Below are 14,920 nucleotides of genomic sequence, written 5' to 3'. Positions count from 1 at the left end.
ATAGACACGGGCTAGGCTTTGCGAAACTCGCGGTTATCAATGCTCTGCCTGACCTGCTTGTTCAGCATATTCAGCAACAGCATCGAACGGGCTTCACCGTCAGGTTCGGTGTAAATCGCCTGAAGACCCGAGAAAATACCGTCGGTAATGACCACGCTATCGCCGGGTTGTGGCGTCAGTGGGTCAATGATTCCCTGAATCGGGCGGAGCGATAATTCATCAATAACCTGCTGCGGAATGGTCGCTGGCAGTGCGCCAAATCGCACAAAGTTGCTCACCCCACGCGTCGCGCTGATGGTGGTGGTGTGGATGCGTTCGGGGTCGAATTCCACAAACAGATAGTTTGGGAACAGCGGTTCACACACCTCCGTTCGTTTACCTCGGACGATTTTATCCAGCGTGATCATCGGGCTCACGCAGGTCACATCCTGACGCTCCAGATGCTCTTTCGCTCGCAGCAGTTGGCCACGTTTACAATACAGTAAGTACCAGGCTTCCATAATTTCGCAGACTTATGATTCCGACGAGCAAGCATAACAAAAGCGAGCACGGATAAAAAATTTTCGGCAGATATTTTTGTTACCGCACGGTGGTCATCGGATTCTTGATGGTGATTGGATTCTTACCATAAATAGGCGCTGCGGGAAGCGACAGGTGGCTGAAGAGACTTTATAATAGCCAGAACGATAGACTGCCCCCGATGAATAGCATGAAATACCGTGACTTACGCGAATTCCTCTCGCTGCTGGAAGAGAGAGGGGAGTTGAAACGCATTACCCAGCCCATCGATCCCTACCTTGAAATGACGGAAATTGCTGACCGGACGCTGCGTGCGGAAGGCCCGGCTCTCCTGTTTGAAAACCCCAAAGGCTATGACATGCCAGTGCTGTGCAATTTATTCGGCACGCCGAAACGTGTTGCATTAGGGATGGGGCAAGAAGAGGTCAGCGCACTGCGCGAGGTGGGTAAGCTGCTGGCATTTCTGAAAGAACCGGAGCCGCCTAAAGGGTTCCGCGATCTGGTTGATAAAATGCCGAAGTTCCGTCAGGTACTGAATATGCCGACGAAACGGCTGTCTTCGGCACCGTGCCAGGAACAGGTTTGGCAAGGTGATGACGTTGATCTGCGCCGGATTCCGGTGATGCAGTGCTGGCCGGAAGATGCCGCGCCGCTCATTACCTGGGGGCTTACTGTGACGCGCGGGCCGCATAAAGAACGGCAGAATCTGGGGATCTATCGCCAGCAGGTACTGGGTAAAAACAAACTGATCATGCGCTGGCTGTCTCATCGCGGCGGCGCACTGGATTTTCAGGAGTGGTGTCAGGAAAATCCGGGGCAGCGTTTTCCGGTGTCTGTCGCATTGGGAGCTGACCCTGCGACAATCCTCGGTGCGGTGACGCCAGTCCCTGATACGCTATCGGAATATGCCTTCGCCGGTTTGCTGCGTGGGAATAAGACCGAAGTGGTGAAGTGCCTGTCAAACGATCTGGAAGTACCTGCCAGTGCGGAAATTGTTCTGGAAGGCTATATTGAACCTGGAGAAATGGCGGCTGAAGGGCCTTATGGCGACCACACCGGCTATTACAATGAAGTTGACCACTTTCCAGTCTTTACCGTCACGCATATCACTCAGCGTCAGAATGCCATTTATCACTCGACTTATACGGGGCGGCCGCCGGATGAGCCCGCAGTACTGGGCGTGGCGTTGAACGAAGTTTTCGTGCCGATCCTGCAAAAGCAGTTTCCTGAGATTGTTGATTTTTATTTGCCACCGGAGGGTTGCTCTTACCGTCTGGCGGTCGTTACCATGAAGAAACAGTACGCGGGCCATGCTAAACGCGTCATGATGGGCGTCTGGTCTTTTTTACGCCAGTTCATGTATACGAAATTTGTCATTGTCTGCGATGATGACGTTAACGCCCGTGACTGGAACGACGTGATATGGGCGATCACGACGCGTATGGATCCGGCACGCGATACGGTATTAGTGGAAAATACGCCGATCGACTATCTTGATTTCGCCTCGCCGGTTTCTGGCCTGGGTTCCAAAATGGGTCTGGATGCGACCAATAAATGGCCGGGCGAGACACAGCGCGAATGGGGACACCCCATCAAGAAAGACCCACAGGTTTGTGCCCGTATTGATGAAATATGGGACGAGTTGGCCATTTTTAGTGACAGAGAGCCCCGGCGTTAACGGCTGCCCTGTTCTCAGTTTTGCTTTTATGACCCTATAGAGGGAATGCATGACAACATTGAGCTGTAAAGTGACTTCGGTCGAAGCCATAACCGATACGGTCTATCGCGTTCGTTTATTACCTGAAGCGCCGTTTTCCTTTCGGGCTGGCCAGTATTTGATGGTGGTGATGGGCGATCGGGACAAACGACCTTTCTCACTGGCATCGACCCCGATGGATAAAAATTTTATCGAATTGCACATTGGGGCGTCCGAACTGAATCTTTACGCGATGGCAGTGATGGAACGTATTCACAAGGAAAAATCCCTGACGGTCGATATTCCCCATGGCGAAGCCTGGCTGCGCGAAGAAAGTACGCGTCCGCTGGTGCTGATTGCGGGTGGAACCGGATTTTCATACGTGCGTTCTATCCTGCTGACCGCACTGGCGCAGCAGCCCGATCGCGATGTCTCCGTTTACTGGGGCGGGCGTGAATCCCAGCACTTGTATGATTTAGCAGAGCTTGAAGGCTTTGCGGCCAAGCACCCCAACCTGCGGGTGGTGCCGGTAGTCGAACAGCCGGAAGCGGGATGGAATGGCAGAACGGGAACTGTTCTGAGCGCGGTATTGCAGGATTACGGTTCGCTGGCAGAGCAAGATATCTACATTGCCGGTCGTTTTGAAATGGCAAAAATTGCGCGTGAGCGTTTTTGTAATGAGCGCGGTGCGCTGACGGCTCATATGTTCAGCGATGCGTTTTCGTTTATTTGATCGCTTCGTATTGTCCCGTTAACCTCGTTTTTAAACGAGGTTAACGTTGTCACTAAATGAAATCTAGCTCCTCTAATTCAGCCAGACTGTCCTCTCGGTATTTTGCCATTCCCGTTTTCATACGTCTGAAACCAACATGCTCATACAGGCTGACCGTTTGGGGGTGGGTGTACAAAATAATATTGCACTGTGCCACTGTTTCAACCAATGACTGAATGATCAGTTTTCCCAATCCCTGGCCGTGATAGCGCTCATCGAGCGCGATATTATAAATCGCCGCCTGACAGACCCCATCTGAGAGGGTTCGGCCTACGCCAACCAGCAAATCCTCATCGAATAGGAAAACAACGGAGAAACTGTTTTGGAAAATTCTCTCCTGTGTCTCCGCCTTGTCATCACTTAAACCGTAAAAAGCCAGCAGGTCGGCGACACGCTGCCAGGGAATGTTTTGGGTGGTTGTCTCTACTCTGATAGACATCATCGTGCTCTCATGTCAGATGGTATATTCCGGTTCGTAGCGTTTGTAGTAGCGAGAAAGAAACGCTTTGGTTCTTTCCATTTGTGGGTTTTCGAAAACCTGCTGAGCCGTGCCATCCTCAATAATTTTTCCTTTCTCCAGAAACAGTACGCGGCTGGCGACTTGACGAACAAACGCCATTTCGTGGGAAACAATAATCATGGTATTGCCCTGCAACGCGGCTTGTTTGATGACATCCAGCACCTCATCAACCCATTCTGGATCCAGCGCTGACGTGGGTTCATCCAGCAACAAAAGCTGTGGTTCCATGGCCAGTGCTCTGGCGATCCCCACGCGTTGCTGTTGCCCGCCTGACAGTTGCTTCGGGTAATAGGTTGCCCGGTCTGGTAGGCCGACGTTTTTGAGTTGCTTTAGTGCAATCTGTCGTGCTTTTTCTTTGGCGTATTTTTTGACGATCAGCAAGCCTTCCATTACATTCTCCAGCGCTGTCTTTTGCTGGAACAGGCTAAATTGCTGAAAAACCATCGCTGTGTTCTGCCGGAGCGCGATCAGTTCTCGTCGGTTCATTTTAGCCAGATTAAAGAGACGACCGTTGAGCACCATTTCCCCTGACTCCGGCTGCTCCAGCAGATTGAGACAGCGGAGTAACGTTGATTTCCCTGAGCCGGATGAGCCGATAATGGCGACGACATCACCTTTTTGTATGTTCAGAGAAATATCGTCCAGAACGACGTTATTGTGGAACGTCTTCGATAAATGCTTAATGTCGAGCATAACGTTTTTTTCCTGACGTCGCTGGTGGGGTATCTGGAACCGAAATCGCTATTTCAACCCGCTTAATGACCTGCTCAATAATGATCGTGAGCGCCCAGTAGATGAGTGCCAGCGAAATATAGACCTCAAAATAGCGATAGCTGCTACTGGCGAGGATCTTCCCCTTGGCTGTCAGGTCAATCACCGAGCAAACAAATGCCAGTGACGTTCCTTTGAGCAAACTAATCAGTGTGTTACCGAGCGTCGGCAAGGCGACAATAAACGCATTAGGAAGGGTGACGCGACGCAATACCTGAAATGGCGTCATCCCGAGTGACTGCGCCGCTTCGATCTGCTTTTTATCCACGGATAGCATTGCTGCACGAATACTTTCGGAATTGTAGGCGGCTTCATTAAGTGAAAATGCCAGCAACACGAATAGCATGGAAGGAATATCGTTAACGTTGTAATCCGTCTGATTGTAGTAATTGTAATATTTTAATAAAACGGGAATACCGTAATAGGAAAGGTACAATTGCACAATGAGTGGCGTTCCGCGAATAAAAGAAACAAAAACTCCTGCTACCTGATCGAGAAATACGATTTTCCTGATACGAATTGATGCGATAATAAATCCAAGTACCACACCAGCGATCATAGATATTGCTGTTATCGTCAGCGTGACGGGCAGATACTCAAGCAATGCTGGAATCTGAGTGAAAACCAGTTTTATATCGAAAATATTGGGCATTCAAAACCAATCCTGTGTCATTTAGGCGCATAATCCCCATGGAAATATTTTTCGCTGATTTTCGATAATGTGCCGTCAGCGCTTAATTTCTTTATCTGGTCATTGATATCATTTAAAAGTTGTTCACCCGCTTTGCCTTTGGCGATAAGAAAGTAGCTGTAAGGAGAACCGATTCGCTGGCTGTCTTCCTTACTGAGCGGGATGATATTGAGCTTCAAATGGTGCTCTTGAACATATTGTTCCAGCATCGATTTATCAATCAGGACGAAATCTGTTTTTCCGTTTTCCAGATTTTGCAATGGAATGAGTAAGTCTGCTTCCGTGTATTGTAATTTTACAGGGTTATCTTTATGTTGTTGGTTGAATTTTTCTAACGCCGTAGTGAAATTGACTCCTGGGTTTACTTCTGTGGATTTTCCCAATAAGTCGTTGAAGGTTTTAATCGTATTGTTTTTTTCAGGGGTTGCGATCACAAATTGATTTTCGAAAATAGGTTGAGAGAATAAATATTTCTCTTTTCTCTCTGGATTCTCGGCAAAGTTATTGGCTCCGAGTTGGAAGCGATCTGCATCCAGCCCTGCCAGAATGGATGTGAATTCGGTTGTGACGAAAGACACTTTATATTGTGGCAAGTTATTAAAAATAGCCTTTGCGACGTCAATGTCGTACCCCGTGAGCTGATTATCTTTATCAAAATAGGTGAATGGCCGAGGGTCAGCGCTTGTCGCAATAGTAATGGATTTTTCTGCCGCAGCCTGAACGTCATGGGGACTGACATATCCGAGTATTATTGCACCCAGACCTAAAAATAATGAGGGCAAGGTGCTTTTCGTAAAGCGTGTTTTCATTCTGAAGAATCCTGTGTGTAATGATAAGAAAAATGGCCAACCCGATTTCGTCTGCAACGGTTTTGTCTGTCCGCAGTTTGTGATGTAAAAACGAATTGGTCACACTCCATATCGGCTGCCAATATGGAGCGGATTGTGTCAGGTAAAGTCATCAGGCACGATGATGAGGTGTATGCCAGATCGAAACGTCAGGTCCTTTTGCCAGAATCTGGTAGGGGTTGAAGCTAGTATCTCCCAGATGATAGCCGCGTTTAATGGCTTCGAAATCCGTAGTGTCACCGAAGCCGGGAGTCTGGTAGAGATCGCGGGCGTAGGCCCACAGGTTGGGGAAGTCGATCAGGCGGTTACGGTTTGCACGGAAGACACTGTAGTAGGCGACGTCAAAACGGGCGAGTGTAACGTATAAACGAATGTCGCTGTCTGTGATCCGATCACCAAACAGGTAACGCTGAGTACTCAGGCGTGTTTCCAGTTCATCTAAACGTAGGAAGAGGGTATCCCAGGCATTTTCATAGGCGGCTTGTGAATGTGCGAAGCCAGCTTTATAGACGCCGTTATTAATGTCATTGAAAATGACATCATTAAGCGCATCGATTTCGGCACGTAGCGCTTCTGGATAAAGGTCGGGTGAGCCCGGTTTGTGAAATGCTTTAAATGCCGTTTCAAGGTAATTGGTTAATTTAAAATAATCGTTATTGACCACAATGCCTTGCTTCACGTCTACAACGGTGGGAACTGTCGCACGACCCGTATAACTTGCATCGCTTTTGGCGTAAATTTCAGGTAGATAGCGGATTCCTAACACGGGGTCTACGCCATCTGTATCCAATGAAAACTCCCAACCGTGCTCGGTTCTGACTGGATTCGCTGTGCCGAGGCTGATGACGTCTTCTAATCCCAGCAGCGCACGGACGATCACGGCACGGTGTGCCCACGGGCAAACGGGAGACCATAATAAGCGATAGCGATCCTTTTCGACGGGTAAATCACCCGGCCGATCGCCAAATGGTGTGGTGAAGCGGTTTTTTTGCCGAACAAATGCCCCGTTCTGAGCAATCTCATGCGCTTCTTCAGAAGTAGCGATATGACCGACTTCCGCAATAGCGGTACTCATAATATTTTCCTTAATAAAAATGAGAGAGTGGAACACTATTATTTAGTGTTAATTCCCAATTGGTTTTTTAATATTTTAGAATTATGCGCTTTATGGAAAATGAAGTTAAATTCATAAAATGGATATTCTTATCAATAAAACAACGTGATGTTATTTTATTGATAATGGAAGGTTTGTTATTAATAAATGATTGTGATAATGAATAGGCTGATATTTTAATTCTGGTGTTATTTTTATATTGATGGATATTATTTGCGTGCGGGTCATGTCCCTCGCCGCCATCACGAGGGACATGCGCAAACTTAGGCTCGCTCAAACACGGTCGCGATACCCTGTCCCAACCCGATACACATTGTCGCCACGCCAAACTGAACGTCGCGGTTTTCCATCAGATTAATCAATGTGGTCGAGATGCGTGCGCCCGAGCAACCGAGCGGGTGGCCCAGTGCAATCGCGCCACCATTGAGATTGACCTTTTCATCAAGCTGTTCCAGCAATCCCAAATCTTTAATGCAGGGCAATGTTTGGGCGGCGAATGCCTCATTGAGCTCAAAGAGACCGATATCGGTGAGGCTCAATCCTGCCCGCTTCAGTGCCAGCTTGGTGGCTGGAACAGGGCCATAGCCCATAATTGAAGGGTCGCAGCCAACGACAGCCATCGCCCGGATGCGAGCTCGTACGGGTAAGCCTAATGATGCTGCGCGGGATTCGCTCATGATCAACATGGCTGCCGCGCCATCGGACAACGCCGAGGATGATCCAGCGGTTACCGTGCCGTTAACCGGATCAAACGCGGGTTTGAGTGCAGCAAGGCTATCGACGGTGGTGTCTGGGCGAATAACTTCATCATAATCGAAGCGTTGAAGCGTGCCGTCAGCATCATGCCCAGCCGTAGGAATAATTTCATGCCGGAATGCCCCTGACTGTGTGGCGTGATGGGCCCGCTGGTGCGAACGAGCGGCGAACTGATCCTGCATCTCACGACCGATATTGTGCATACGCGCCAGCATTTCCGCCGTTAGCCCCATCATACCTGCCGCTTTCGCGACCGTGCGACTCAGCCCCGGATGAAAATCGACGCCATGATTCATCGGCACATGCCCCATATGCTCAACGCCACCGATCAAGCAGACATTCGCGTCGCCAACCATGATGGCGCGGGCAGCATCGTGGAGGGCCTGCATGGAGGAGCCGCATAGCCGATTAACCGTCGTCGCGGGAACATTCATCGGGATTTCTGCCAGCAAGGCAGCGTTTCGGGCGACGTTGAAGCCTTGTTCCAGCGTCTGCTGCACACATCCCCAATAGATATCGTCGATCTCATGGGCGTCCAGCGCTGCGTTACGGCTTAATAGGCTACGCATCAGATGTGCGGACAGATCTTCGGCTCTCACCTGACGGAAGGCACCACCTTTGGAACGCGCCATCGGCGTACGAACGGCATCAACAATCACTACCTTTTCCATATTTCCTGTCCTCATGCCGGTTGACCGTGGGAAACGTCCGCGTGTGGCGCGACCGATGGGTAATAGCTTTCATTGCTTCTGGCTTTTTGCTGCAAGCCGTCTGGCACCTGATAGATTGCGCCGAGGTGCGCCAACTGCTGCGCCATCTCGACATAACGTTCGCTGCCCAATGTGTCCAGATAGCGGCAGGCGCCGCCGTGGAAGGGAGGGAAGCCCAGCCCGTATACCAGCGCCATGTCCGCTTCGGCCGGGCTGGCGACGATGCCTTCCTCCAGACAGCGTGCGACTTCATTAATCATCGGGATCATCATACGAGCGATAATCTCTTCTGCACTGAACGCTTTTGTCGGTTGGCTAATGTCTTTAAGGAGCGTGTTTACGGCTTCATCCTGCTCTTTACGCGGCTTGCCTTTGCTATCGGTTTGATAACGGTAGAAGCCCTGACCGTTTTTCTGCCCAAAGCGCTGATGCTCAAACAGCACATCAATCGCATCACGGTAATCTTTCGCCATACGCTGTGGAAAGCCAGCGGCCATGACGGCCTGAGCATGGTGAGCGGTGTCAATGCCGACTACATCCAGCAGATAAGCCGGGCCCATCGGCCAACCGAATTTTTTCTCCATGACGTTATCGATCTCGCGGAAATCAGCACCATCTCTGAGCAGCAGGCTGAACGCAGCAAAATAGGGGAACAGTACGCGATTCACGAAGAACCCAGGGCAGTCGTTCACGACAATCGGCGTTTTACCCATCTTACTGGCGTAAGCCACCACGCTGGCGATAGTGCTGTCGCTGGTTTTAGGTCCGCGAATAATTTCAACCAGCGGCATGCGGTGTACCGGGTTGAAGAAGTGCATCCCGCAGAAGTTTTGTGGCCGCTTTAGCGATGCAGCCAGTAAAGCAATCGGGATAGTTGAGGTATTTGAAGCCAGAATCGTATTCTCGCTAACGTGCGACTCGGTTTCCGCAAGTACGCTGGCTTTGATTTTCGGATTCTCAACCACGGCCTCAACCACGATGTCGGCGCGCTCGAAGCCAGCGTAATCTAGTGTTGGCTGAATGCTGGCCAGAATCGTTGCCATTTTCATCCCGTCCAGCTTGCCGCGCTCCATCTGTTTATTCAGGAGCTTGGCTGCTTCATTCATCCCCAGCGCAAGCGGCTTCTCGTTGATATCTTTCATCCGAATTGGCACGCCTTTGAACGCAGATTGATAGGCAATGCCGCCGCCCATAATGCCTGCACCCAGTACGGCGGCCTGTTGCGGTACGGATGTCTCGCCAATCAGCTTCTTCGCTTTGCCTTTAACATACTGATCGTTGAGGAAAATGCCGACGAGTGCACGCGCTTCATTTGAGCGCGCCAGTTGAACGAAGTGCTGTGTTTCGAGCTGCAATGCGTCATCACGCGTCATGGTCGCGGCGGCTTCGATGGTTTTTACCGCTAACATCGGTGCTGGATAGTGTTTCCCTGCGGTTTGTAGCACCATCGCTTTGGCGGTGGTAAAGCTCATCATGGCTTCAATCTTATTGAGCTTCAGTGGTTCAAGTTTTGGGCGTCGATAAGCCTGCCAGTCCAGCGAGCCGTCAATCGCCTGTTTCAACATCTTGATGGCGGCGGGAACCAGCTTGTCATTGGTCACAACGGCCTGCACCAGCCCCACTTTTAAGGCATCGGCTGCGCTAATATCTTTACCTGCGGCGATAATTTCCAGTGCGCTGTCCGTACCCAGCAGGCGCGGCAGCCTGACTGTGCCGCCAAAGCCCGGCATGATCCCAAGCTTAGTCTCTGGTAGCCCGATACGGGCATCCGTCGTCGCCAAACGAAAGTCGGTTGCCAGCACACATTCACAACCCCCTCCCAGCGCATAGCTATTAATTGCGGATAGCGTGGGAACGGGTAAATCTTCAAGGCGGCTAAAAATGCGGTTGGCAAAGACCAGCCATTCATGCAGTTTTTCAGCCGGTGCGGCAAAAAGAGAAAGGAATTCTGTGATATCGGCACCGACAATAAATGCCGGTTTGTCAGAACGCAGCAGTAAGCCCTTCAGATTCGGCTGTTCCGCCAGAACGTCCAGCGCTTTACCCAGGCTGGCCACCGTGCGGGTATCTAGCTTGTTTACGGAGCCAGGGGCAGAAAATACCAGCTCGGCAATGCCGTCCTCAAGCCAGTTAAGGTAGAGGGATTCACCTTGATAAAGCATGTTTATCTCCGCTGTTTGTTTAAGTGATCTGGTATGACCAGATAATCGAATTGTGGTTTTAATGTTAATTTTTTGCAAACGAGAGATTAATTTTTTGCCGAATCGATCACAAAGCACCGGACGCTGCCCTTGAGGGATGCCTGTGTTAAAATGGAGGGATCATGTCGTGACGTACAAGGATACTCATGGAAAAGCTGGCTTCTTTATATCATCACCATCTGGCTACGCTGCAAGCGCGTGCTCAGGCAGTTTTAGCGCGCCATCAGCTTGACGCATTACTGATTCACTCTGGTGAGCTGTTGACCGTTTTTCTGGACGATCACGACTATCCTTTCAAGGTTAACCCACAGTTTAAAGCCTGGGTGCCCGTCACGCAGGTGCCGAACTGTTGGCTGTGGGTTGATGGTGTTAATCCGCCGAAGCTGTGGTTCTATTCACCGGTGGATTACTGGCATAACGTCGCGCCGGTTCCTGAGAGTTTTTGGACAGAAGAGATTGATATTGCCGTACTACGCAATGCTGATGATATTGGGCAATGCCTGCCGTCGCAGCGCGAGCGTGTTGCCTATATCGGTTATGCGCCGCAACGTGCACAGGATTTGGGGATTCGCGCGGACAATATTAATCCTCAGGGCGTGCTGGATTATCTGCACTATCACCGCGCTTATAAAACCGACTACGAGCTGGCCTGCATGCGCGAAGCGCAGAAGACGGCGGTTATCGGTCATCGGGCGGCGCATGAAGCGTTCCTGTCCGGTATGAGCGAATTTGATATTAACCTGGCGTATCTGACGGCCACCGGTCATCGGGATATTGATGTCCCTTACGGCAATATCATTGCGCTCAATGAGCATGCCGCGGTGTTGCACTATACCCAGTTAGATCATCAGGTGCCTGCCGATGTCCGCAGCTTCCTGATTGATGCAGGTGCCGAATATAACGGGTATGCCGCCGATCTGACGCGAACCTATTCTGCGCAGAGCGATGGTGCGTTTGCCCTGCTGATTAAAGATCTCAATCAGGAAATGCTTGCATTGATTGATACCGTTCAGGCGGGCGTGCGTTATACCGATTACCATATTCAGATGCATCAGCGGATTGCGAAGCTGCTGAAATCACATCAGCTGGTGCAGGGCATCAGCGAAGAGGCGATGGTGGCGCAGGGACTCACGTCGCCTTTCCTGCCGCACGGTCTTGGTCATCCGCTGGGGTTGCAGGTGCATGATGTCGCTGGGTTTATGCAAGACGATCGCGGCACGCATCTGGCGGCGCCGTCGCAGTATCCTTACCTGCGTTGTACCCGCGTGCTTGAACCTGGCATGGTCATGACGATTGAACCGGGTATCTATTTCATTGAATCCTTGCTCGCGCCGTGGCGTGAGGGCGAATTGCGCCAGCACATTGACTGGCAAAAAATCGATGCGTTGAAACCGTTTGGCGGTATTCGCATCGAAGACAATATTGTCATTCATGACGGGCGCGTGGAGAACATGACGCGCGACTTGAATCTGGCCTGATGCAAGCGTATCCAATCCCTGCTGCGTCAGTGAGCTTCAGCGAGGAAATCAAGAAGAGCCGATTTACGACGATCCTGGCGGCAACGCCGGGAATCGACGCAGCGAAAGCGTTCATCCAGCACGTTAGGGAAGAACACGCCTCGGCGGGTCACCACTGCTGGGCGTTTGTTGCAGGCGCCCCCGATGATTCGCAGCAACTGGGTTTTTCTGACGATGGCGAGCCTTCAGGCACGGCAGGTAAGCCGATGCTGTCGCAACTGATGGGTAGCGGTGTCGGTGAGATTACGGCCGTGGTGGTGCGCTACTATGGTGGAATCCCGCTGGGCACAGGTGGGTTGGTGAAGGCCTATGGTGGCGGCGTTCAGCAAGCGCTGAAGCTGCTATCTCTGCAAGAGAAAGTATTGCAACAAGAGTATGGCTTACAATGTGACTATGCACTGTTGCCTCAGGTAGAATCCCTGATCTTCCAGCTTGGCGGAAAGGTTCTGCATAGTGAGTATGGCGTGGACGTCGTATTGCGGTTCTCTATCCCCGTCAGGGGAACTGAGGAAGCGGCACTGAAATTGCGTGATTTAAGCCGCGGCGCGTTGCATTTATTGCCGATTCCATAATAATCCCAGCGCTTTTTTATGAATCATTAAGGAATTCCCTGCGATGCACTTGCGCGCCATAACCCGTATTGTCGGGCAGTTGGTTATCCTCTTTTCCGGGACGATGGTTATTCCCGGACTGGTGGCGTTAATTTATCGTGATGGCGCAGGCCGGGCGTTTACGCAGACATTTATTGTCGCGCTGGCGATTGGCATCATGCTGTGGCTACCAAACCGTAAACAGAAACATGAATTGAAATCGCGTGAAGGGTTCCTGATCGTTGTTCTCTTCTGGACGGTACTGGGAAGCGTTGGGGCACTGCCTTTCCTGTTCGCTGAACATCCTAATTTGGGCGTGACGGATGCTTTCTTCGAATCGTTCTCTGGGTTAACGACGACAGGGGCAACCACGTTAGTCGGGCTGGATTCACTGCCTAAAGCTATCCTGTTTTATCGGCAAATGCTGCAATGGTTTGGTGGGATGGGGATCATCGTGCTCGCCGTTGCCATCCTGCCGATTCTTGGTGTTGGTGGGATGCAGCTCTATCGCGCGGAGATGCCGGGGCCGTTGAAGGAAAACAAGATGCGCCCGCGTATTGCCGATACGGCAAAAACGCTGTGGCTGATTTACCTCTTACTGACCATCGCTTGCGCTGTCGCGCTTTGGCTGGCTGGTATGCCGGTATTTGATGCGATTGGACACAGTTTCTCTACGGTGTCTGTCGGTGGGTTCTCGACTCACGATGCCAGTATTGGCTACTTCAACAGCCCGACGATCAATACCATCATCGCAATATTCCTGCTGATTTCCGGCTGTAACTTTGGTTTGCACTTTGCCCTGCTGAGCGGCCGCAGCCTGAAGGTATACTGGCGTGACCCAGAATTCCGCATGTTCATTTTTGTTCAACTGTCGCTGGTGGCGGTGTGTACGATAGTCCTGTGGTTCCACCACGTTTATGACAGCGGGATGCAGACGATCAATCAGGCGTTTTTCCAGGTCGTTTCCATGGCGACAACGGCAGGGTTTACGACGGATAGTATTGCATCGTGGCCGCTTTTCCTGCCGGTTTTGCTACTGTGTTCCGCGTTTATTGGCGGGTGTGCGGGCTCAACTGGGGGCGGGCTGAAAGTGATTCGTATCCTGCTGCTTTTCTTACAAGGATCGCGTGAGCTTAAGCGTTTGGTGCATCCGAATGCGGTTTACACCATTAAGCTGGGTCATCGGGCGCTGCCAGAACGTATCCTTGAAGCTGTGTGGGGATTCTTTTCCGCATATGCGTTGGTTTTTATTGTCAGCATGCTGGCCGTCATTGCGACAGGCGTTGATGATTTCTCCGCGTTTGCCGCGGTCGCAGCCACATTGAATAACCTGGGGCCGGGCCTAGGCGTCGTTGCCGAGAATTTTACGTCGATGAATGATACGGCGAAATGGATTCTGATAATGACAATGCTGTTTGGTCGTTTGGAAGTGTTCACGCTTTTAGTCCTGTTTACGCCAACCTTCTGGCGCGAATAGTCCCTATAAGGATAAAGAACAATGAAAGCTTTGATCGTGTTTTCGAGTCGGGATGGGCAAACAAGAGCCATTGCCTCCTATGTTGCGAATACGCTGAAAGGCACCCTGGAGTGTGATGTTGTTAACGTACTCAATGCGAATGATATCGATCTGAGCCAATATGATCGGGTTGCGATTGGGGCATCGATTCGATACGGGCGCTTTCATCCTGCGGTAAATCAATTTATCCATAAACACCTGGTTTCTTTGCAACAGCTGCCCAGCGCATTCTTCTCCGTGAACCTTACCGCTCGTAAGCCAGAAAAGCGCACAATACAAACCAACGCTTACACGCGTAAATTCCTGCTGACTTCGCCATGGCAGCCAGATTTGTGCTGTGTGTTCGCGGGAGCTCTGCGTTATCCGCGTTATCGTTGGTTCGACCGGGTAATGATTCAATTGATTATGCGTATAACGGGAGGCGAAACGGATAGCACAAAAGAGATTGAATATACGGACTGGCAGCAGGTTGCCCGTTTCGCTCAGGATTTCTCCCAATTAGCGGCGAAAAATCCGGCATAACGGCGTCTTTTAATGCGCTTTGCTGAAAAAATCCCCACTCGATAATTTTTTTGCATTTAGCGCTTGTCAGGCGGTGAGAAGTCCCTATAATGCGCCTCCACTGACACGGCAACAGCGACACGCAGTTGCGGTAACAGCAAAAAAGATTCAACGAAGGCGGTCAGTAATGACTTGACT

14 protein-coding genes are annotated in these 14,920 nt (G+C 50.9%); 6 read left to right on the top strand and 8 right to left on the bottom strand.

Annotation, left to right across the window (positions count from 1 at the left end):
* Positions 1–11 precede the first annotated feature (11 nt).
* Positions 12–500, bottom strand: a complete 489-nt coding sequence (gene rfaH / locus LCF41_RS20875) for a transcription/translation regulatory transformer protein RfaH (RefSeq protein WP_039364226.1) — start codon at positions 498–500, stop codon at positions 12–14.
* 200 nt (positions 501–700) lie between these two features.
* Here rfaH and ubiD point away from each other — a divergent pair, with 200 nt between their 5' ends.
* Together ubiD and fre are read left to right on the top strand one after the other, a co-directional pair.
* Entirely contained in the window at positions 701–2,197 is a 1,497-nt protein-coding gene (gene ubiD / locus LCF41_RS20870; protein WP_225086160.1) for a 4-hydroxy-3-polyprenylbenzoate decarboxylase, read from the top strand.
* Positions 2,198–2,246: 49 nt separating this feature from the next.
* Positions 2,247–2,948 carry an NAD(P)H-flavin reductase gene (gene fre, locus LCF41_RS20865; RefSeq protein ID WP_225086159.1) on the top strand — a complete coding sequence of 234 codons (702 nt, stop codon included), beginning with the start codon at positions 2,247–2,249 and terminating at the stop codon, positions 2,946–2,948.
* A gap of 52 nt (positions 2,949–3,000) precedes the next feature.
* On the opposite strand, the gene LCF41_RS20860 is transcribed toward fre, so the two are convergent.
* From LCF41_RS20860 to fadB, 7 genes are all read right to left on the bottom strand, one after another.
* Positions 3,001–3,429, bottom strand: coding sequence for a GNAT family N-acetyltransferase (locus tag LCF41_RS20860; protein ID WP_225086158.1), 429 nt, complete (start codon positions 3,427–3,429; stop codon positions 3,001–3,003).
* A 12-nt stretch (positions 3,430–3,441) separates the two neighbouring features.
* Positions 3,442–4,200 carry an amino acid ABC transporter ATP-binding protein gene (locus LCF41_RS20855; protein ID WP_225086157.1) on the bottom strand — a complete coding sequence of 253 codons (759 nt, stop codon included), beginning with the start codon at positions 4,198–4,200 and terminating at the stop codon, positions 3,442–3,444.
* Positions 4,187–4,930 (bottom strand): amino acid ABC transporter permease, encoded by a 744-nt coding sequence (locus LCF41_RS20850; protein WP_225086156.1) that lies wholly within the window; start codon positions 4,928–4,930, stop codon positions 4,187–4,189. The genes LCF41_RS20855 and LCF41_RS20850 overlap by 14 nt, the downstream gene beginning before the upstream one ends.
* A gap of 17 nt (positions 4,931–4,947) precedes the next feature.
* A complete protein-coding gene (locus LCF41_RS20845; RefSeq protein WP_225086155.1) occupies positions 4,948–5,778 on the bottom strand; it encodes a transporter substrate-binding domain-containing protein in 831 nt (276 codons plus the stop codon).
* Between the two features lie 151 nt (positions 5,779–5,929).
* Positions 5,930–6,892: a glutathione S-transferase family protein gene (locus LCF41_RS20840; RefSeq protein WP_225086154.1), complete on the bottom strand. Its 963-nt coding sequence runs from the start codon at positions 6,890–6,892 to the stop codon at positions 5,930–5,932.
* A gap of 302 nt (positions 6,893–7,194) precedes the next feature.
* Positions 7,195–8,358 (bottom strand): acetyl-CoA C-acyltransferase FadA, encoded by a 1,164-nt coding sequence (gene fadA, locus LCF41_RS20835; protein ID WP_225086153.1) that lies wholly within the window; start codon positions 8,356–8,358, stop codon positions 7,195–7,197.
* A gap of 11 nt (positions 8,359–8,369) precedes the next feature.
* Positions 8,370–10,559, bottom strand: coding sequence for a fatty acid oxidation complex subunit alpha FadB (gene fadB, locus LCF41_RS20830; protein ID WP_225086152.1), 2,190 nt, complete (start codon positions 10,557–10,559; stop codon positions 8,370–8,372).
* Positions 10,560–10,744: 185 nt separating this feature from the next.
* Between fadB and pepQ the strand changes: the two genes are divergently transcribed.
* Genes pepQ through hemG form a run of 4 tightly spaced genes read left to right on the top strand, consistent with a single transcriptional unit; the run spans position 10,745 to position 14,743 of the window.
* Complete coding sequence (gene pepQ, locus LCF41_RS20825) at positions 10,745–12,076, top strand: Xaa-Pro dipeptidase (RefSeq protein WP_225086151.1); 1,332 nt, start codon at positions 10,745–10,747, stop codon at positions 12,074–12,076.
* Positions 12,076–12,687 carry an IMPACT family protein gene (locus tag LCF41_RS20820; protein ID WP_225086150.1) on the top strand — a complete coding sequence of 204 codons (612 nt, stop codon included), beginning with the start codon at positions 12,076–12,078 and terminating at the stop codon, positions 12,685–12,687. The genes pepQ and LCF41_RS20820 overlap by 1 nt, the downstream gene beginning before the upstream one ends.
* A gap of 43 nt (positions 12,688–12,730) precedes the next feature.
* Complete coding sequence (gene trkH, locus LCF41_RS20815) at positions 12,731–14,182, top strand: Trk system potassium transporter TrkH (RefSeq protein WP_225086149.1); 1,452 nt, start codon at positions 12,731–12,733, stop codon at positions 14,180–14,182.
* A gap of 21 nt (positions 14,183–14,203) precedes the next feature.
* Complete coding sequence (hemG, locus tag LCF41_RS20810) at positions 14,204–14,743, top strand: menaquinone-dependent protoporphyrinogen IX dehydrogenase (RefSeq protein ID WP_225086148.1); 540 nt, start codon at positions 14,204–14,206, stop codon at positions 14,741–14,743.
* The last annotated feature ends 177 nt before the right edge of the window (positions 14,744–14,920 follow it).

It is taken from the genome of Pectobacterium colocasium, from assembly GCF_020181655.1.
GTDB lineage: Bacteria > Pseudomonadota > Gammaproteobacteria > Enterobacterales > Enterobacteriaceae > Pectobacterium > Pectobacterium colocasium.
The sequence above is the reverse complement of the archived record's forward strand: the minus strand, read 5'-3'. Positions and strand labels throughout refer to the sequence as shown.

Coding starts and splice junctions, on each gene's coding strand:
- hemG (WP_225086148.1), top strand. CDS start 14,204: ATGAAAGCTTTGATCGTGTTTTCGAGTCGGGATGGGCAAACAAGAGCC.
- LCF41_RS20820 (WP_225086150.1), top strand. CDS start 12,076: ATGCAAGCGTATCCAATCCCTGCTGCGTCAGTGAGCTTCAGCGAGGAA.
- rfaH (WP_039364226.1), bottom strand. CDS start 500: ATGGAAGCCTGGTACTTACTGTATTGTAAACGTGGCCAACTGCTGCGA.
- fre (WP_225086159.1), top strand. CDS start 2,247: ATGACAACATTGAGCTGTAAAGTGACTTCGGTCGAAGCCATAACCGAT.
- fadA (WP_225086153.1), bottom strand. CDS start 8,358: ATGGAAAAGGTAGTGATTGTTGATGCCGTTCGTACGCCGATGGCGCGT.
- ubiD (WP_225086160.1), top strand. CDS start 701: ATGAATAGCATGAAATACCGTGACTTACGCGAATTCCTCTCGCTGCTG.
- LCF41_RS20850 (WP_225086156.1), bottom strand. CDS start 4,930: ATGCCCAATATTTTCGATATAAAACTGGTTTTCACTCAGATTCCAGCA.
- LCF41_RS20855 (WP_225086157.1), bottom strand. CDS start 4,200: ATGCTCGACATTAAGCATTTATCGAAGACGTTCCACAATAACGTCGTT.
- fadB (WP_225086152.1), bottom strand. CDS start 10,559: ATGCTTTATCAAGGTGAATCCCTCTACCTTAACTGGCTTGAGGACGGC.
- trkH (WP_225086149.1), top strand. CDS start 12,731: ATGCACTTGCGCGCCATAACCCGTATTGTCGGGCAGTTGGTTATCCTC.
- LCF41_RS20845 (WP_225086155.1), bottom strand. CDS start 5,778: ATGAAAACACGCTTTACGAAAAGCACCTTGCCCTCATTATTTTTAGGT.
- pepQ (WP_225086151.1), top strand. CDS start 10,745: ATGGAAAAGCTGGCTTCTTTATATCATCACCATCTGGCTACGCTGCAA.
- LCF41_RS20860 (WP_225086158.1), bottom strand. CDS start 3,429: ATGATGTCTATCAGAGTAGAGACAACCACCCAAAACATTCCCTGGCAG.
- LCF41_RS20840 (WP_225086154.1), bottom strand. CDS start 6,892: ATGAGTACCGCTATTGCGGAAGTCGGTCATATCGCTACTTCTGAAGAA.